10 protein-coding genes are annotated in these 15,651 nt (G+C 66.5%); 4 read left to right on the forward strand and 6 right to left on the reverse strand.

Annotated elements, in window-relative coordinates; genetic code table 11:
- Nucleotides 1-84: 84 nt before the first annotated feature.
- Complete coding sequence (locus ACYSM9_RS07700; RefSeq protein ID WP_461856389.1) at nt 85-4,155, forward strand: FtsK/SpoIIIE domain-containing protein; 4,071 nt, start codon at nt 85-87, stop codon at nt 4,153-4,155.
- A 41-nt stretch (nt 4,156-4,196) separates the two neighbouring features.
- Here the strand turns inward: ACYSM9_RS07700 and ACYSM9_RS07705 are convergent, their stop codons facing one another.
- A complete protein-coding gene (locus ACYSM9_RS07705; protein ID WP_461856390.1) occupies nt 4,197-4,679 on the reverse strand; it encodes a hypothetical protein in 483 nt (160 codons plus the stop codon).
- 230 nt (nt 4,680-4,909) lie between these two features.
- Here ACYSM9_RS07705 and ACYSM9_RS07710 point away from each other — a divergent pair, with 230 nt between their 5' ends.
- Complete coding sequence (locus ACYSM9_RS07710) at nt 4,910-5,158, forward strand: WhiB family transcriptional regulator (protein ID WP_003804966.1); 249 nt, start codon at nt 4,910-4,912, stop codon at nt 5,156-5,158.
- 148 nt (nt 5,159-5,306) lie between these two features.
- On the opposite strand, the gene ACYSM9_RS07715 is transcribed toward ACYSM9_RS07710, so the two are convergent.
- From ACYSM9_RS07715 to ACYSM9_RS07730, 4 genes are read right to left on the reverse strand one after another with little or no spacing between them, the layout of a single operon-like run.
- Nucleotides 5,307-6,773, reverse strand: coding sequence for a sensor histidine kinase (locus ACYSM9_RS07715; protein WP_461856391.1), 1,467 nt, complete (start codon nt 6,771-6,773; stop codon nt 5,307-5,309).
- Between the two features lie 27 nt (nt 6,774-6,800).
- A complete protein-coding gene (locus ACYSM9_RS07720) occupies nt 6,801-11,654 on the reverse strand; it encodes an NAD-glutamate dehydrogenase (RefSeq protein ID WP_461856392.1) in 4,854 nt (1,617 codons plus the stop codon).
- A 56-nt stretch (nt 11,655-11,710) separates the two neighbouring features.
- The gene (locus ACYSM9_RS07725) at nt 11,711-13,015 is read right to left on the reverse strand and encodes an AAA family ATPase (protein ID WP_461856393.1); all 1,305 of its coding nucleotides are present in this window, start codon (nt 13,013-13,015) and stop codon (nt 11,711-11,713) included.
- Nucleotides 13,012-13,653: a hypothetical protein gene (locus ACYSM9_RS07730; RefSeq protein WP_461856394.1), complete on the reverse strand. Its 642-nt coding sequence runs from the start codon at nt 13,651-13,653 to the stop codon at nt 13,012-13,014. Before ACYSM9_RS07730 ends, ACYSM9_RS07725 begins: the two co-directional genes overlap by 4 nt.
- A gap of 151 nt (nt 13,654-13,804) precedes the next feature.
- Here ACYSM9_RS07730 and ACYSM9_RS07735 point away from each other — a divergent pair, with 151 nt between their 5' ends.
- Nucleotides 13,805-14,020: a helix-turn-helix domain-containing protein gene (locus ACYSM9_RS07735; RefSeq protein ID WP_018768505.1), complete on the forward strand. Its 216-nt coding sequence runs from the start codon at nt 13,805-13,807 to the stop codon at nt 14,018-14,020.
- Nucleotides 14,021-14,072: 52 nt separating this feature from the next.
- On the opposite strand, the gene ACYSM9_RS07740 is transcribed toward ACYSM9_RS07735, so the two are convergent.
- Nucleotides 14,073-14,642 (reverse strand): hypothetical protein, encoded by a 570-nt coding sequence (locus ACYSM9_RS07740; protein ID WP_461856395.1) that lies wholly within the window; start codon nt 14,640-14,642, stop codon nt 14,073-14,075.
- Between the two features lie 144 nt (nt 14,643-14,786).
- On the opposite strand from ACYSM9_RS07740, the gene ACYSM9_RS07745 reads away from it, so the two are divergent.
- Complete coding sequence (locus ACYSM9_RS07745; RefSeq protein ID WP_461856396.1) at nt 14,787-15,641, forward strand: LysM peptidoglycan-binding domain-containing protein; 855 nt, start codon at nt 14,787-14,789, stop codon at nt 15,639-15,641.
- The last annotated feature ends 10 nt before the right edge of the window (nt 15,642-15,651 follow it).

Consider the following 15,651-nt stretch of genomic DNA (forward strand, 5'->3'; position numbering starts at 1 on the left):
GGTTTTCCACATACGGACGGCGAAGGGGCGACGGGTCCGGTGCGCCCGGCTAGCGTGGGTGCAAACCACGAAGGACACCTGACCATGACACTCCACTGCACCCTGGTGGCCGGCCCCGGGTCCAAGCAGTGCCAGCCGCTGTTGGAACTGTCGATCGACGCCCCGGACGGCACCGATGGCTCCGCCATCCATGACCAGCTGGTGCGGAAGTTCGGTTCCGGCGCGGTCACCGTGGATGGCGTACACCTCCGTTCGATGACCGTCGGCAGGGCACCGCTTGTCAACGGTGCCGTGCTGGTCGATGGGGGCGCGGCCGGCCCGCCACGGCGGATCCGTCCGCGGCGGGCTGCTGAGGACGCCGGCAGCCTCGTCCTCGCCGTCCACAGCGGGGCAGCGGCGGGGACAGCGGTGCCCTTGAACCGGGGCAGCTACAGGATCGGCAGGAGCGGAACCCGCATCGTCATCCCTGACCCTGAGTTGTCACGCGAGCATGCAGAGATCGTAGTTACGGACACAGATATCCTCCTCATCGACCTCGACAGTGCGAACGGCACGTACGTTGACGGCGAGAGAGTCAGGAATACCGCCATCACCACGGACTCGAGCATCCGCTGCGGGAACACGCTGATGTCGCTGCTCTTTAGCGGGCTGCCGGAACGGATGCTGGCAGATGCTGGAAAGTCCGTCACGGAACCGCTCACGGTCCGTGCCCGTCCCGACGCCGGCAACAGGACGCTGTTTCTTCTGGGGGCGCTCCTTCCCTTGGCGGTCGGCGTGGCTTTGGCCGTCTATACCGGGATGTGGATGTTCCTTGCCTTCTCTGCGGCATCAGCAGTTTCGGTCCTGGTTCCGCTCATCACCGGGACACGGCAGCGCAGAGACCTGCGCTCGGCACTTCGGGCGGCTGCAGAGGAAGACCGGGAACGCCGGCGGCGGACCGCGCCTTCCCTGCCGATCGTCGCCTTGGCCGCGAAATCCTCGCCAGACAATCCGGGGGCCGCTTCCGGCTCCGACGCCGTCTGGTTGCGCCTTGGACAGGCAGAACAGGCGGCCAACATCCGGATCGAGCCGGCGGGCGGGCCAATGGCAGTGCCTTCGGCCGGCAACGTCCCCATCATGTTGGACCCCGGCGGCGCACTCACCACCGTGGCTGGCCCGCCACTTGCCGTCGATGGTTTGCTCAGGTCCTTTGTCATGCAACTGGCAGGATACCCCCTGGGCAAATCCACCCGTGTCATCATCCATGGGCGGCCCGAGGACCTTCCCTTGTCTGCCCGGTATCTTCCCGGCGTGACTCTCACGTCCACGACATCTGCCGGGCTCCGTGCAATCAAAAAGGGCCAGTCAGGCCACCAAGAGCGCCAGGTGGTAATTCTTCGAAGCACGTCGAATTGGCTGGACGACAGCGACACTGTCCGCGATGCCGCCTTGGAGCGGGGGTGCCAGGTCATCCACATGGCGCCCGGAAATGCAGCGTCTGTGAAGTCCGGTGTGGTTCTCTCCGAGCGCCGGTCCGTCCTGCGGCAGGCGCACGGAGAGACGGTCTTTGTCCCCGACCTGGCGCCGGAGGAAGTCTTTGCCAGCTTTTGCCGCCGCATGGCTGACGCGAAGCCACGGGACAACCGGAACCAACACGTCCCCACCACATGCGCCCTGGACGAAATACTGCCGTTGTCGATGGCGGATGTCAGGAGCCGCTGGGACTCCAGCCACCAAGGCTGCGGGCTGACAATTCCACTGGGAATAGGCGCCTTCGGGGTACGGGACATCGACCTCCAGACCGACGGCCCCCACCTGCTGGTGGCCGGTACCACCGGATCAGGGAAATCCGAGCTGCTGCGCAGCCTGGTGCTGGGCCTGGCTCTGACCTACCCGCCGGATAGGGTCAACTTCTTCTTCATAGACTTCAAGGGGGGATCGGGCCTGGCGCCGCTCACCGGGTTGGTCCATTGTGTTGGGCTTCAGACCGATATTTCCGGACACGAACTGGAGCGGACCCTGACGTCGCTCCGGGCCGAAGTGCGGCTGCGGGAGGAACGCCTCGCAGCAGCCAATGTCCCTGACGTCACCACGTACCGCTGGCTGCCCCCGGCGAAGGGCTTCCCACTCCCCCACCTCGTGATCGTGATCGACGAATTCCGCATGCTCGTCGATGACGCGCCCGAGGCGCTCCGGGAGTTGATGCGGATAGCATCGATCGGCCGTTCACTGGGCATCCACCTGGTCATGGCGACACAGCGGCCGCAGGGCGCGCTGACGGCCGACATCAGGGCGAACGTCACTTCAAGCATCGCGCTTCGGGTGCAGTCCGAGATGGAGTCCGCCGACATCATCAATTCCAAGGCCGCCGCCTCCATCGGCGTCGATATTCCCGGCCGGGCCTACGTGGCGCGCGGCATGGAGCCGGCACAGGAATTCCAGGCTGCCTCCCTGGGGGCAGTACGCGCCCGCGGTCCCCGGACTGACGTCAACGTGCAGCTAACGACGGATTACCTCGCCCGCCCGGAGGTCGCCGCGCACCCGGGAACTGCGTCGCTGCAAACACCGGCACAGGCCGTGGCCCCTTTGGCGGACATGGTGAAGGACCTGTGTGCTGGGCGGGAAGGCCAGCTGCCGCGGCGGCCGGTCGCCGCACCCCTGCCGGATGTACTGGACGAGCATTCCCTCGTGCCTCCAGGCGCCGCCGCCGTCCCGGCAGAGAACGGCCGGACCGTTCGCCTGGGTTTGATGGACCTGCCCGCGAAGCAAATGGTCGCGCCGCTGGTCTGGACCCCGGACCGGGACGGCCACGTTGCTTTCATCGGAGGTCCCGCTTCGGGCGCCGGTGACGGCCTGGAACTGCTGGCCAGCCGGCTGATGGCCGCCGACGCTGAAGCACACTTCTACTTCCTGGATTCGGCCGGCGCGTTCTTGCCCTACGCGGCCGCCGGCCGGACTGGCGCCCATGCCGGGCCACACGAACTGCGGAGGGCAGTTCGAATCCTGGAGCGCCTCACCCAGGAGCTGGGTCGGCGCCTTAGCCGTCCCAGCCCGGACGACGTCCCCTTGGCATTGGTTGTCAGCGGCTGGGGATCCTGGGTGTCGGCATTCCGCTCGGGCCCGCTGGCCTGGGCAGAAGACCTCGTCCAGGACCTTGTCCGTGACGGCGCACGAGCGAAGATCACACTTCTGATTTCCGGGGAGCGGGAACTTGTGACCGCCCGGTTTTACGGAACAGTCCCCACGCGGTTCTACTTTCCGTGCGGTTCCACTGAAGAATCCCGGACCGCCTGGCCCAGGCTGCCCTCGGTCCCGGCGCTACGGGGCAGAGCGGTGGTCTATGGGCCGGTGTCGAAGGGTGAACCGGTGGTCTGCCAGTTCCATCGTCCGGCCGCCGCGCCCGCTGGAGCGGCCTGTGGCGGCAGTACTGGGCGCCCTGCGGGGCCGCACCCGTTCAGGATTGAACCACTACCGGAGAAGATCGCGGCCAGCCGGGTCCCGGGGCTCGCGCCTCCCCGCGGCCTGTTGCCGGCCGATGAGGGACGCCACGCCGGGCAACGGGGGAACGTGATCCTCGGCGTGTCAGGGAATGAACTTGCCGCCGCCTCCCTTCGGATACCCGAAGGCGGCGTTATAGCCATCCTTGGCGGACCCGGGAGCGGCAAAAGCAATGCCCTGCGGGCCCTGCGTGCCCTGAACCCCGGAACGGCCTGGGCATCCCCTGCGCCGGGCTGCGCACGTGACGCATCGTGGAAGGATTTCCTGTGCAGGGCAGACTCCGGGTCCCTGCCGAAGGAAACCGTGGTGCTCGCGGATGACGTCGACCTGCTCACGCCGGCCGCCGTGAGGGACCTGGTCCAATTGAATGCCCTGGGTCACGCGCTGGTGGTTACCGCTGGGTTCAGCCCCCTGGTCCCCCGGAATCCGCTGATCATGGAGGCCCGGGCCGCGGGGACCGGGCTGCTGCTGGCGCCCCGTTCGATGGGCGACGGGGATCTGTTCGGGATCCGCTTCGAGGTCGAGCCGAACGCACCGCCGGGGCGGGGGATCCTCATCGCGGCCGGACAGTCCTCCCCGGTTCAGGTCGCGTGGGCCGGCGATGAGAACGCCGGCCACGGCGGCGCCGGCTGTGACAAGGACGCCGTCTGCCACGAGGATGCCGGCAAGGTGGACTGAGGACGGCAGGTCACAGGTACCGGGACCGGCCGGTTCGCGTCTCAGAGCGTGGGCGGCGCGCTCCCCGTTCGGGAGGCATAGCTGATCACTGTGGTTGAGAACAGGAGAATGATCGCAGTGGCCGCGGGAACCAGCATCGCCAGCCCTGGGAGAACCAGCCCGCTGGTCACTGTGGGAACCCCGATGGTCAGCACAAACAGCTGCGCCACGAGCGCAGCGGCCCGTGTCCATCGGTACCCCCGGTAGAGGAAGACTGCCACCGCATACAACCACGCGGAAAACGCCAGCAGGAGCCCCAAGGTAAAGACGGCGCCCCAGAAGGACAGAACCGGGCTGCCGGTGAACAGTTCATAGGCGTACCAGGCTGCCGCGACCATAAGCGCGGTGGCCTCTGCCGCTGCGACGACTGCCACGACGACAGCACCAGGAGGTACAGTGCGCCGTCCGGGAGCAGCGCCGGATTCATGTCGGGGGTCGTTCGAGTGCGGCGGGGTGCCTGCAGGGTTAGCCGGGGGTCTTGACACACTGGCACCCTACCGGACATAGTCGGACACTGGTGAGGGCCCGCGCCGCCAGTGTGATGCATCGCTCAGGATTCCCGGGATATCAAGCGCTATTACCCCTTGTTTACACAGCGTTAACATGACAGGCTTGATTCAGATGACCAACGGGGCCCCGAAGGGCCCTTTTCCTTTGTAGCCACTAGTGAATAATTTCACAAAGGCATTTCCCAGAAATGGAGCAACTGATCAGCATGGATTGGCGTAACCGCGCAGCGTGCCTCGACAAGGACCCGGAACTGTTCTTCCCCGTCGGAAACACCGGCCCTGCCCTTCTCCAGATCGAGGAAGCCAAGAGCGTCTGCCGCCGCTGCCCCGTCGTGGACACGTGCCTGCAGTGGGCCCTCGAGTCCGGCCAGGACGCCGGCGTCTGGGGTGGCATGAGCGAAGACGAGCGCCGCGCCCTGAAACGCCGGGCCGCCCGCGCACGCCGCGCTTCCTAAGCAGGCACACGACAGCAGGCTCACGACGCCGGGCAGCGCGGGCGCCCGGCACTGGATTGAAAGAGGCCCCTGGGACCAATCCGCAAGGATCGTCCCAGGGGCCTCTTTACGTGCTCCGGACGCGGAGGCCCGGGAACCGGTCCCGTCGCTACTTGCCGGCCAGGCTGAGCCGGATCTGAACCGCCGTTCCGCCACCCTCCCGCGGTTTCCACTGGATGGTTCCGCCGAGCTCGCTGGTGACCAGCGTACGTACGATCTGCAACCCCAGCCCTTCCACGTGCGGGATCTCGGGAAGTCCCACACCGTCGTCGGCAATAGTGACCGTCAGTTCTTCGCCGTCCTCGCCTTCGGAACGGTCGGCAATCAGCCACACTGTCCCGGCCCGTCCCTCAAGGCCGTGCTCGACGGCGTTGGTCACCAGTTCATTGATGACCAGGGCCAGCGGGGTGGCGAGGTCGCTGGGCAGTTCGCCGAACGTGCCGGAGCGTTCGGTCCTGACCTGCTGCGACGGGGAGGCGACCTCGGCGGAAAGCCGGAACTGCCGTCCGATGAGTTCGTCAAAATCGACACTCTGGGTCAGGCCCTGTGAAAGAGTTTCGTGGACCAGGGCAATGGTGGCGACGCGGCGCATCGCCTGTTCCAGCCCCTGCTTCGCCTCGTCGCTCACCATCCGCCGGGACTGCATCCGCAGCAGCGCGGCGACCGTCTGAAGGTTGTTCTTGACCCGGTGGTGGATTTCCCGGATGGTGGCGTCCTTGGTCACCAGTTCCATTTCCCGCCGCCGGAGCTCTGAGACGTCCCGGCACAGGACCAGGGCGCCAAACCGCTGCTGCTCGTCGCGGAGCGGGATGGCCCGAAGGGAGAGGCTGACGCCCCGGGATTCGATTTCGCTGCGCCAGGGCATCCGTCCGGTCACGACAAGCGGCAGGGTCTCATCAACCATCCGCCGGTCCTTCAGCAGTCCGGCGGTGACTTCGGCGAGGGAGCGTCCCTCGAGGGATTCTCCGTCACCAAGGCGGCGGAAGGCGGAAACCCCGTTGGGGCTTGCGTACTGCACCACACCATCGGCGTCCAGCCTGATCAGCCCGTCCCCCACGCGGGGAGCACCGCGGCGCGACCCTGTCGGCGAAGCGAAGTCCGGCCACAGCCCCAGCGTGCCCATCCGCAGGAGGTCATAGGCGCACTGGCGGTATGTCAGCTCCAGCCGGGACGGCATCCGGGAACTGGACAGGTCCATGTGCGTGGTGACCACCGCAAGAGTCCGTCCGTTCCGGACCATGGGGACGGCCTCGACCCTCAGCGCCATCTCGCTGTTCCAGTTTGTCTCACTGGAGCGCTCGATGGACCGGCTGTTCCAGGCCTTGTCCACGAGCGGCTGCAAGTCCGAGCGGATCCCCTCCCCCACGAAATCGCTGTGGAACGCGGTATGCGTGGTGGAGGGGCGCACGTGGGCCAACGCGATGTAGCCAAGCTCCGGGTGGGGGAACCACAATGCCAGGTCGGCGAACGCCAGGTCCGCGACCATCTGCCAGTCCCCCACCAGGAGGTGCAGCCATTCAGCATCGCCCGGCCCGAAATCAGCATGCTCCCTGATAGGGTCCGTAAAGATTGCCACTGCACCTCCAGTTACGGCGCCGCCTTGCTAGCGCCGGACGATTGACCTCAAGAGCCTCAATGCTACCGACAGTGAGGCCATGTCGTCGGCCTCGAGGGCGTTCACCTCATCGAACATGCTCTTTGCCCGCCCCAACTGCTCGGCGTTCTGCGCCTCCCAGTCCTTGAGCCGGGACTCCGGCGAGTCGGACGCGGACGTTGCGTCCAGCACCGCCGTCGTCATATCCGACACCGTTGAGTAGAGGTCATCGCGCAGGGCTGCCCTGGCGAGGGCCTGCCAACGGTCCTGCCGCGGCAGGCTGCTGATCCGCTCCAGCAGCGAGTCCGCGTGGAACCGGTTGAACACCGTGTAGTAGACCGCCGCGATCTCCTCCACCGGGTCCTTGCGCGTCCGGGCGATCTTCGCGACATCCAGCAGCACGAAGCTTTCGAACAGCTCCGCCCAGCGCAGTGCAAGGACCTCGGGAAGCTCCCACTCGCGCCCCTTCTCGAGCCACTCCGCCACCCGCTCGCGGTCATCGCCGCGCAGGTAGTCCAGCAGGCGCGCCCGCATCGGGTCCATGAGCGGCTTGAATTCCGCCACCACGTCGGCGATGGGCCGGGAAACACTCTCCTGGCCCAGCAGCCAGCGCACCGCGCGGTCCAGCAGCCGCCGGATGTCCAGGTGGACCGTGCTCCAGTGCTCTGTGGGGAAGGAGGCCGGAAGGCTGTTCAGCTCATCCACCATCGCGTCCAGCTCGTACACCTCGCGCAGCGCAACGAACGCCTTCGCCACGGCCACTTCACTGGCCGAGGTCTCCTCCATGACCCGGAAGGCGAACGTGATGCCGCCGAGGTTGATCATGTCGTTGGCCACGACCGTGGCGATGATCTCGCGGCGCAGCGGGTGGGTGTCCAGCTCGGTGTCGAAACGTTCGCGGAGCTGGTGCGGGAAGTAGGACCGCAGCGTGCTGCGGAACCACGGATCGTCGGCAAGGTCGCTGTCCCGCAATGCCGAGGCCAGCTCGATCTTGGCGTAGGCGGCCAGCACCGAAAGCTCCGGCGACGTCAGGCCCTGCCCCTGCTGCAGCCGTTCCCGCAGCGTCTCCGTGCTGGGCAGCGCCTCAAGATCGCGCTTCAGGTCCGCGGACTTCTCCAGCCAGTCCATGAGCCGCTCGTAGCTTGGGCTCCACTCCGCCACGCGTGTCCGGTCATTCAGGAGCAGGATGTTCTGGTCGATGTTGTCCTCGAGGACCAGCCGGCCCACCTCATCGGTCATGGCCGCAAGGAACGCCGCGCGTTCGTCGGCCGGGAGCTTGCCGGCAGCGACCATTCGGTCCACGAAGATCTTGATGTTGACCTCGTGGTCGGAGCAGTCCACGCCCGCGGAGTTGTCGATCGCGTCGGTGTTCAGGATGACACCCTGCAGCGCCGCCTCGATCCGGCCGCGCTGGGTCATGCCCAGGTTTCCACCCTCACCGACGACTTTGACGCGCAGGTCCCGGCCGTCCACGCGGATGGCGTCGTTGGCCTTGTCCCCCACCGAGGCATTGGTTTCCGAGCTGGCCTTGACGTAGGTGCCGATTCCGCCGTTGTAGAGCAGGTCCGCGGGGGCGAGCAGGATGGCGCGCAGCAGTTCCGGCGGGCTGAGTTCTGTGGTTTCTGCCGGCAGCCCCAGCGCGGCCCGTACCTGGGCGGAGACCGGAATCGACTTGGCCTGCCGGGGATAGACCCCGCCGCCCTCGCTGATCAGCGATTTGTCGTAGTCGTCCCAGGAGGAACGGGGCAGTTCGAAGAGCCGCTGCCGCTCCACGAATGAGCTTTCCTCGTCGGGGTTGGGGTCGAGGAAGATGTGCCGGTGGTCGAATGCTGCCAGCAGGCGGATATGCCGGGAGAGCAGCATCCCGTTGCCGAACACGTCGCCGGACATGTCCCCGACGCCGACCACGGTAAATGGCTCGGTCTGGGTGTCCAGGTCGAGTTCGCTGAAGTGGCGCTTGACCGATTCCCAGGCGCCGCGGGCGGTGATGCCCATGGCCTTGTGGTCGTAGCCCACGGATCCGCCGGACGCGAAGGCGTCCCCCAGCCAGAACCCGTACTCCGCCGACAGTCCGTTGGCGATGTCGGAGAAAGTAGCCGTCCCCTTGTCCGCGGCGACGACGAGGTAGGAATCGTCGTCGTCGTGCCTGACAACGTTCGACGGCGGCACGAGCCGCTCGCTGTCGCCTTCCGTTAGGAGGTTGTCCGTGAGGTCAAGGAGCCCCCTGATGAAGGTCTTGTAGCTCTCGACGCCTTCCGCCATCCAGGCGGCGCGGTCAGCGCTGGGGTCCGGCAACTGCTTTGCGAAGAAGCCGCCCTTGGCGCCGGTGGGAACGATGACCGCGTTCTTGACCGTCTGGGCCTTAACCAGGCCCAGGATCTCGGTCCTGAAGTCCTCCCGCCGGTCCGACCAGCGAAGGCCGCCGCGGGCCACCTTTCCGAACCGCAGGTGCACGCCCTCCACGCGGGGCGAGTAGACCCAGATCTCGAACATCGGGCGCGGGAACGGCAGGCCTTCAATGTGGGCCGGATCCAGTTTGAAGCTCAGGTGCGGCTTGTCCTGGTAATAGTTCGTGCGCAGCGTCGCCTCAATGAGGTTGACGAAGGTCCGCAGCACCCGGTCGGCGTCGAGCGTGGCAACTTTTTCGATGGATGCTGCCAGGTCCCTGCGCGCGGCGGCCTGGGCTTCAGCACGCTCGGCATCGCCCAGGGAAGGATCGAACCGGGCTGCGAAGAGTGCAATCAGCCCCCGCGTGACATCCGGATTCGCCAGCATGGTGTCCGCCATGAAGCCAAAGGAGCTGGAATTGCCCATCTGGCGCATGTAGCGGGCGTAGGCCCGGAGCACGGTGATCTGCCGCCAGTGCAGCCCCTCCCGCAGCACCAGCCGGTCGAAACTGTCCGACTCGGCCGCGCCGGTGACAGCCGCGCCGAACGAGTCGGCAAGCAGGGCGCCCGTGGATACCGGATCCACCCGGGCCGGGTACTTCAGTCCCAGGTCGTAGAGGAAGAAATCACGGCGGTCCGCCGTCTCGATTTCGAACGGGCGTTCGTCCAGGACCTCGAGGCCAAGGTTGTGGAAGTACGGCAGGATCTGGCTCAGGCTCTTCGGCTCCAGCATGTAGAGCTTGACCCGCGCGTCCTCCTCCAGCGTGGCTCCGGCTCCTTCGGGAAGGTACACGTGGACGCCCGGCCGGTCCTGCGGGACACCCTCCGTACGCTCGGCGGCTGCGCCGTACTTTTCGAAGCGTGCAATATCCTCAAGCGCGTCCTCGACTTCGTAGTCCACCCGGTAGCTGGCGGGGAACGCCTCGGCCCAGATGGCTGCCAGTTCCTTGGCCTCGGCGGGATCGCGTCCCTCGCGCAGGACTTCGGCGATGCCCTCGCTCCAGGAACGGGCCGCCCGAACCAGCCTCTTCTCCAGTTCCTCGCTGTTGACGTGGCTGACGTCCGCGTCCTTGGGCAGCCGGATGCGGAAGAACAGCCGTGCGAGCGCCGACTCGGTCATCCGGGCTTCGTAGTCGATGGACACGGCTTGGAAGGTTTCCCGCAGCTCCTGTTCGATGCGGAGCCTGACGTTGGTGGTGTAACGGTCGCGGGGCAGGTAGACGACCGCAGACATGAAACGGCCGTAGATGTCCGGCCGCAGGAACAGCCGGGTGCGCCGCCGCTCCTGGAGCTTCTGGATTCCCAGTGCGGTTGCGGCGAGATCGGGGATCTCGATCTGGAAAAGCTCGTCGCGGGGGTACGTTTCCAGGATCCCCAGGAGGTCCTTTCCGGAGTGCGAGTCCGGCGGGAAGCCCGCGTTCTGCAGGACCGCGTCAACTTTCTCCCGCACGATCGGAATGTCCCGGACGGATCCAGCGTAGGCGCTGGTGGCGAAGAGCCCGATGAAACGGCGTTCGCCATTGACGTTGCCTGCCGCGTCGAAGCTCTTGACGCCGATGTAGTCCAGGTAGGCCGAACGGTGGACCGTGGAGCGCGAGTTCGCCTTCGTAATGACGAGCGCCCGCTTCTCCCGGGCCTTCTTACGGCCGGTATCGGTGAGGTGCTGGATGTGCGGCGAGTCGGCGGCGGCCCGCAGCAGGCCCAGGCCGCTGTCTTCGCGCAACTCAAGGACGTCCTCCCCGTCCACGTTGACGAGGTCGTACTCGCGGTAGCCCAGGAAGGTGAAGTTTCCGTCATCGAGCCACCGGAGCAGGTCCTTGGCCTGCCGCAGTTCCGCGATCTGGCCGGGGTGGGCCACCTGGTCGAGGCTTTCGGCGATCTGCAGGGCCTTCTGGCGCATCTTGGGCCAGTCTTCAACGGCGGCCCTTACGTCGTTCAGGACACGGGCCAGCCCGGCCTGCAGCGACGCCTTCGCCTCGTCCGGGACACGCTGGATCTCGACCGCGATCCACGACTCCATGTGGGAGGCGTTTTCGCCCTCGGCGATGAGGTGCGAGAGGTTGGGCATGGCGGCGGTGTCGCCACTGGAGATGCCCAGGTGCGCCGGAACCTTGTTGACCTTGACCAGTTCCCCGGTTTCCCGGTTCCTGGTGGCAACGAAAAGGGGGTGGACCACCAGCTTGATGGCGGCATGCTGCCGGACCAGCTCAGCATTGACCGAATCGACGAGGAACGGCATGTCATCGGTGACGACGAACACGACGCTGCTGTCCTCTTCGTCAACGATGGACACTTTCGCCTGGCCGCGCTGGCGCACGGACGCCGTCTTCCGGTGCTCTTCCGCGCGGGCCACCAGCACGTCCCGGGGGTAGCTCCGGGCATCCTCCTCGGCTAGGTGCTGGTAGTAGTCCCCCATGAAACCTTCAAGGCCTTCAATGGAGAGGGGCTGATCCTCCACACTGGATCCAGACGACATCGACAACGCCTCCATCACAAGATTTTCGCCGCACCTTTGCAGCTCTTATGGCGAGCCTAGTCCTTTGCCCTTCGCCGCGGAGTGGAAGAAAATACAGAGGATTTCTGATTCTGCTGGACGGGTGCACAAACAAGTTCACGGATGGAGTGGCGGAGGGGCGACTCCGGCGCGACCTCCAGCAGCAGGGATCCGCCCAGGAGCGCGGCGTCCGCAGCGGCGGGTTCATACGGGAGGAACGCCGTGAGCTGCGCGGCAGGCCCAAAACGTTCCCAGGCATCCCGCAGCTGGCGTTCCGGCGCCCTGCCCACCGCGGATGCGCGGACCTTGTTCATGACGACGACGGGTGCGGCCTGGGGTACCGCGGCCTCCAGTTCGGCGAGCGCCCGGACCAGCCGGGGCACCCCCACAGGGTCGGCCGCCCCTACTGCATAGACCGTGTCGGCGAGTTCCAGCGGGCGCAACGTAGCGGCGTTCCGCCGGGGTGCCATGGTGTCGAAGCTGAGCTCTTCGTCAGCCTCCAGGCAAAAACCGGTGTCCACCACGACGACGTCGACGACCGACCGGGCCCGTTCAAGCACCAACGCCAGGGACGTGGCCCGCAACTCCGTCCAGCGGTCAGCCCGGGTGATCCCGGTGAGCACCCGGAACGTCCCGGCTGCGGTTGCCACCGTACTGGCGATCTTTCGAAGAGCGTCCGGATCAAGCTGGCCCTGGTCGGCGAGCCGGCACGCCTGCGCAAGTCCGGCTGACTCATCCAGAAGCCCCAGGACGGCTGCGACACTGGCACCGTACGTGTCGGCGTCGACAAGCAGCACTTCCTGCCCGTCGGCGGCGAGCTCACCGGCAATGTTTGCCGCCACCGTGGTCCGGCCCGGCGATCCGGCCGGGCCCCAGACCGCGATAACCTTCCCGGCCCCGGGCCCCTCCGGCTCCGCCCGCGGCTCCGCCGGTTCCATGCCCAACGCGTTTCCAGTGTCGGCGGCCGCGCTGAGGTCCACGGGACGCCCGGCACCGGTCAGCTGTGCGACGGCATCGGCAATCCGGTCAGACAGTTCCGCCGATTCCACGCCCGTCAGCGCTGATGCCACCCCGATCCGGTGGAGCCTGGCGGCCTCCTCGGGGCTGTCAGTCAGGGCGATAATGGCGACTCCGACCGCCCCGAGCCTGTCCACAAGGGAGGCGCTGAGGCCCTCCGACCCCTCTGCCACCACGGCGGCCCGCGCCAGTCCGCTTTGGCACGCGGCCAGCAGCTCGGGAAGTTCAGTGCACCTGCGCACCACGGTGACCGGGCCATGCAGCCTCTCCAACCCGCCGACCAGGTCTTCCCGGCTCTGGCCCACGGTGACCACAGGAATGCTCATCGGGTCCCGCCGGGGTTCCACACAACGGAGATCTTCGCGTCGTTGGCCTGCGCGCCGAGCAATGCAGGCATCTGCCTGTCTTCGACGAGCACCATCAGAACCGTGGTCCGGGACGAGCCAAGTGTGGTCGACCCCGTGGTCACCTCGGCGATCTCCGCACCGGGAAGGATAAGCTTTGGCTCACTGAATCCGTTCTTTGCGTCAGGCTGCGCCACCCAGACATCCACCCGAGCACCCGGCACGGCCTGGGACGGCAAACTCTGCTCGACGGTGAGGGCTACCGGCTTTCGGTTGAGCTGGTCCACGTCGCCCAGGCTCGCCCGTGGAACCAACTGGTCCTTGGCAATCCTTTGCACGGCCACTGTTCCGACGGGAAGACCCTCAGCGGCCGTGATGTAATGCTGTTCGGAGTCACCCAGGCGCACTCTGACACGGACCACTTTTTCCGGAGTCAGGCTTTCCCCCACCGCTATGCCGTCCCGGGCCGCATACACCTCCGTGGTGCGGTCTGCGCTGCCGACCAGGAAAACAACGCCGGCCACTGAGACCAGGACCAGCAAGATTCCCACCATCAGCCGCGGGTCCTTCCACGAGGGCCGTTTGAGGCGTGCCGCAGTGGCAGTTGATTCAGGAACCATACCGTTTCTCCCCCCAGGTATCCCGGCCTGCAGCCTGGACCGGACACCTCATTGTTACGGCAAGGCCGCAGGAACAAAAGTCATTTGCCTAAATACCGTCAATCTGTGGATAACACCGGCAAACTGCACCATGTGGTGGCAAAATGGAACCATGCCCAGGTTCCTCACGCTCGCGGACGTCGCAGAGCAGCTCCAGATCAACTCCCCTGCCGCCTACGCATTGGTCCGCAGCGGCGAGCTGAAGGCCATACAGGTCGGAGGCCGCGGGCAGTGGCGCGTTGAGGAAAAGATGCTGGAGCAGTACATCGAGGAACGCTACGCCGAGGCCTCGCGCATGATCCAGGAGTCGCGCTCCAAGTCAGTCTGATGGCCGCAGGAATGCTGCGGAACATCCGGATGGCCCGGCAATGGGTGCGGCGCTAAAGCTCACCCTGCCTTTGCGAGCGGACCATGGCCAGTGACGTGAAGGGTATGGTCGAGACCTGGCCAACGTTCCGGCCGCGGCGGGCTTCCCCCGGACTGACTGTCGCGAGGTCGAGGTAGTCCTTGCCCACGCGGTCGATCACCCCGGAAAGCCGCTCTCCGGCTCCACCGCCCAGCATCACGGATACGTCTGCGCGGTCACGGGCCAGGCAGCGCAGCGAATGGGCCAGTCCTATCGCCCGGCGGACGGTCGATGCTTCCGCACGGACATGCCTGCCCAGACCCACGTACCGGGATGCTGACGCAAAAGGGACGAGCACTTGTTGGTGGTGCTCATCATTGAGCAACAACGCATCCGCTCCGACGTGCGCCACTTCGCCCTGCACGGATTCGCCACAACCCAGGTATACGCCGATCCTGTAGCCCAAAGCCGCGCGCAGCCGGTCTTCCAGCGGGAAGTTAACCAGTTCGGCGCGCGTCCGATCGTTGATTTCGGCATCCAAAGCCAGCCTGTCCGCCTCCGCAAACTGGCTTTCGACGTCGTTGAAGAGGGCATCCCAGCGCATCCGGCCAGCGTAGAGCCCTGCCGGGACACGGTCAACACTCCGCGAAGTTCCCTCCAGCGTATGGACAAATAGAGTCGTAACGGTTCACACTGATGCAAACGACATTAAACTGCATCAAACTGCACCAAAAGATCCGGAGGCATCATGGAGACCCACAAGCCAAACCGGGGAGACATCGGGACCGCGCTCGCCCTACTAACCCTTGGAGTCGTGCTCTGCCTTCTTGGGCGGGGCCTGCTTGGGCAGTGGGAGGCGTCCGCCGGCCTTCAGCAGGAGCCGTCCCTGGACAGCCTTCTTGGGCTCGCGGCTGCAGCGGCGGGTACGGCCCTGCTGCTTTGGTGGATCACCTCACTGATATCGGCTGCGGCTGGCGTCCTCCTGGAGCGCGGCGGGCAGCGCAGGGCCGCGGCAGCGGCCCGCCGGTTCTCCCCAGTCTTCATGCAGCGCCTGGCCATAGCAGCTCTTTCGCTCCAGCTCGCCTCAGGAGCAGCGGCACAAGCCGCCGTCAGCGCGCCAAGGCCACAGTGGGCTCCGACGGCGGCGCAGTCCTCGGCTGCCCCTTCGGACCCGGCGGGGGCTCCCGCGCTGCCGCACACGCAGGACGAGAGCTGGGAGGAAACCCTTTCTGTCGCTGGGCCGGATCCTGTCAGCGGGGCGGCTTCCGTGGAAAGCGCAGTGGATGCCGGCGCGGCATTGCCCGGGGCCACGCTGGACCTCAGGTGGCAGCCGGTTGCTCTTCCGGTCGAACCGGGCCCGCTGGCAGGAGCACAGACCCGGCCAGCCTCGGAAGTTGGTGCGGGCGGCGGGAAGGACGCGGTGACGGTGCTGGCGGGTGACACCCTGTGGGACATCGTCGCAGCCCACCTGGGGCCGGGCGCCTCCGACGTACAGATAGCCCTCGAGTGGCCGCGCTGGTATGCGGCCAACCGGGCGCTGATTGGCCCGAGCCCGGATGTGTTGCTTCCCGGCCAAATTCTTCTGGCGCCGGCGCCGGCGTAAAACACAGCCG

It is taken from the genome of Arthrobacter sp. C152 (genome assembly GCF_054890965.1).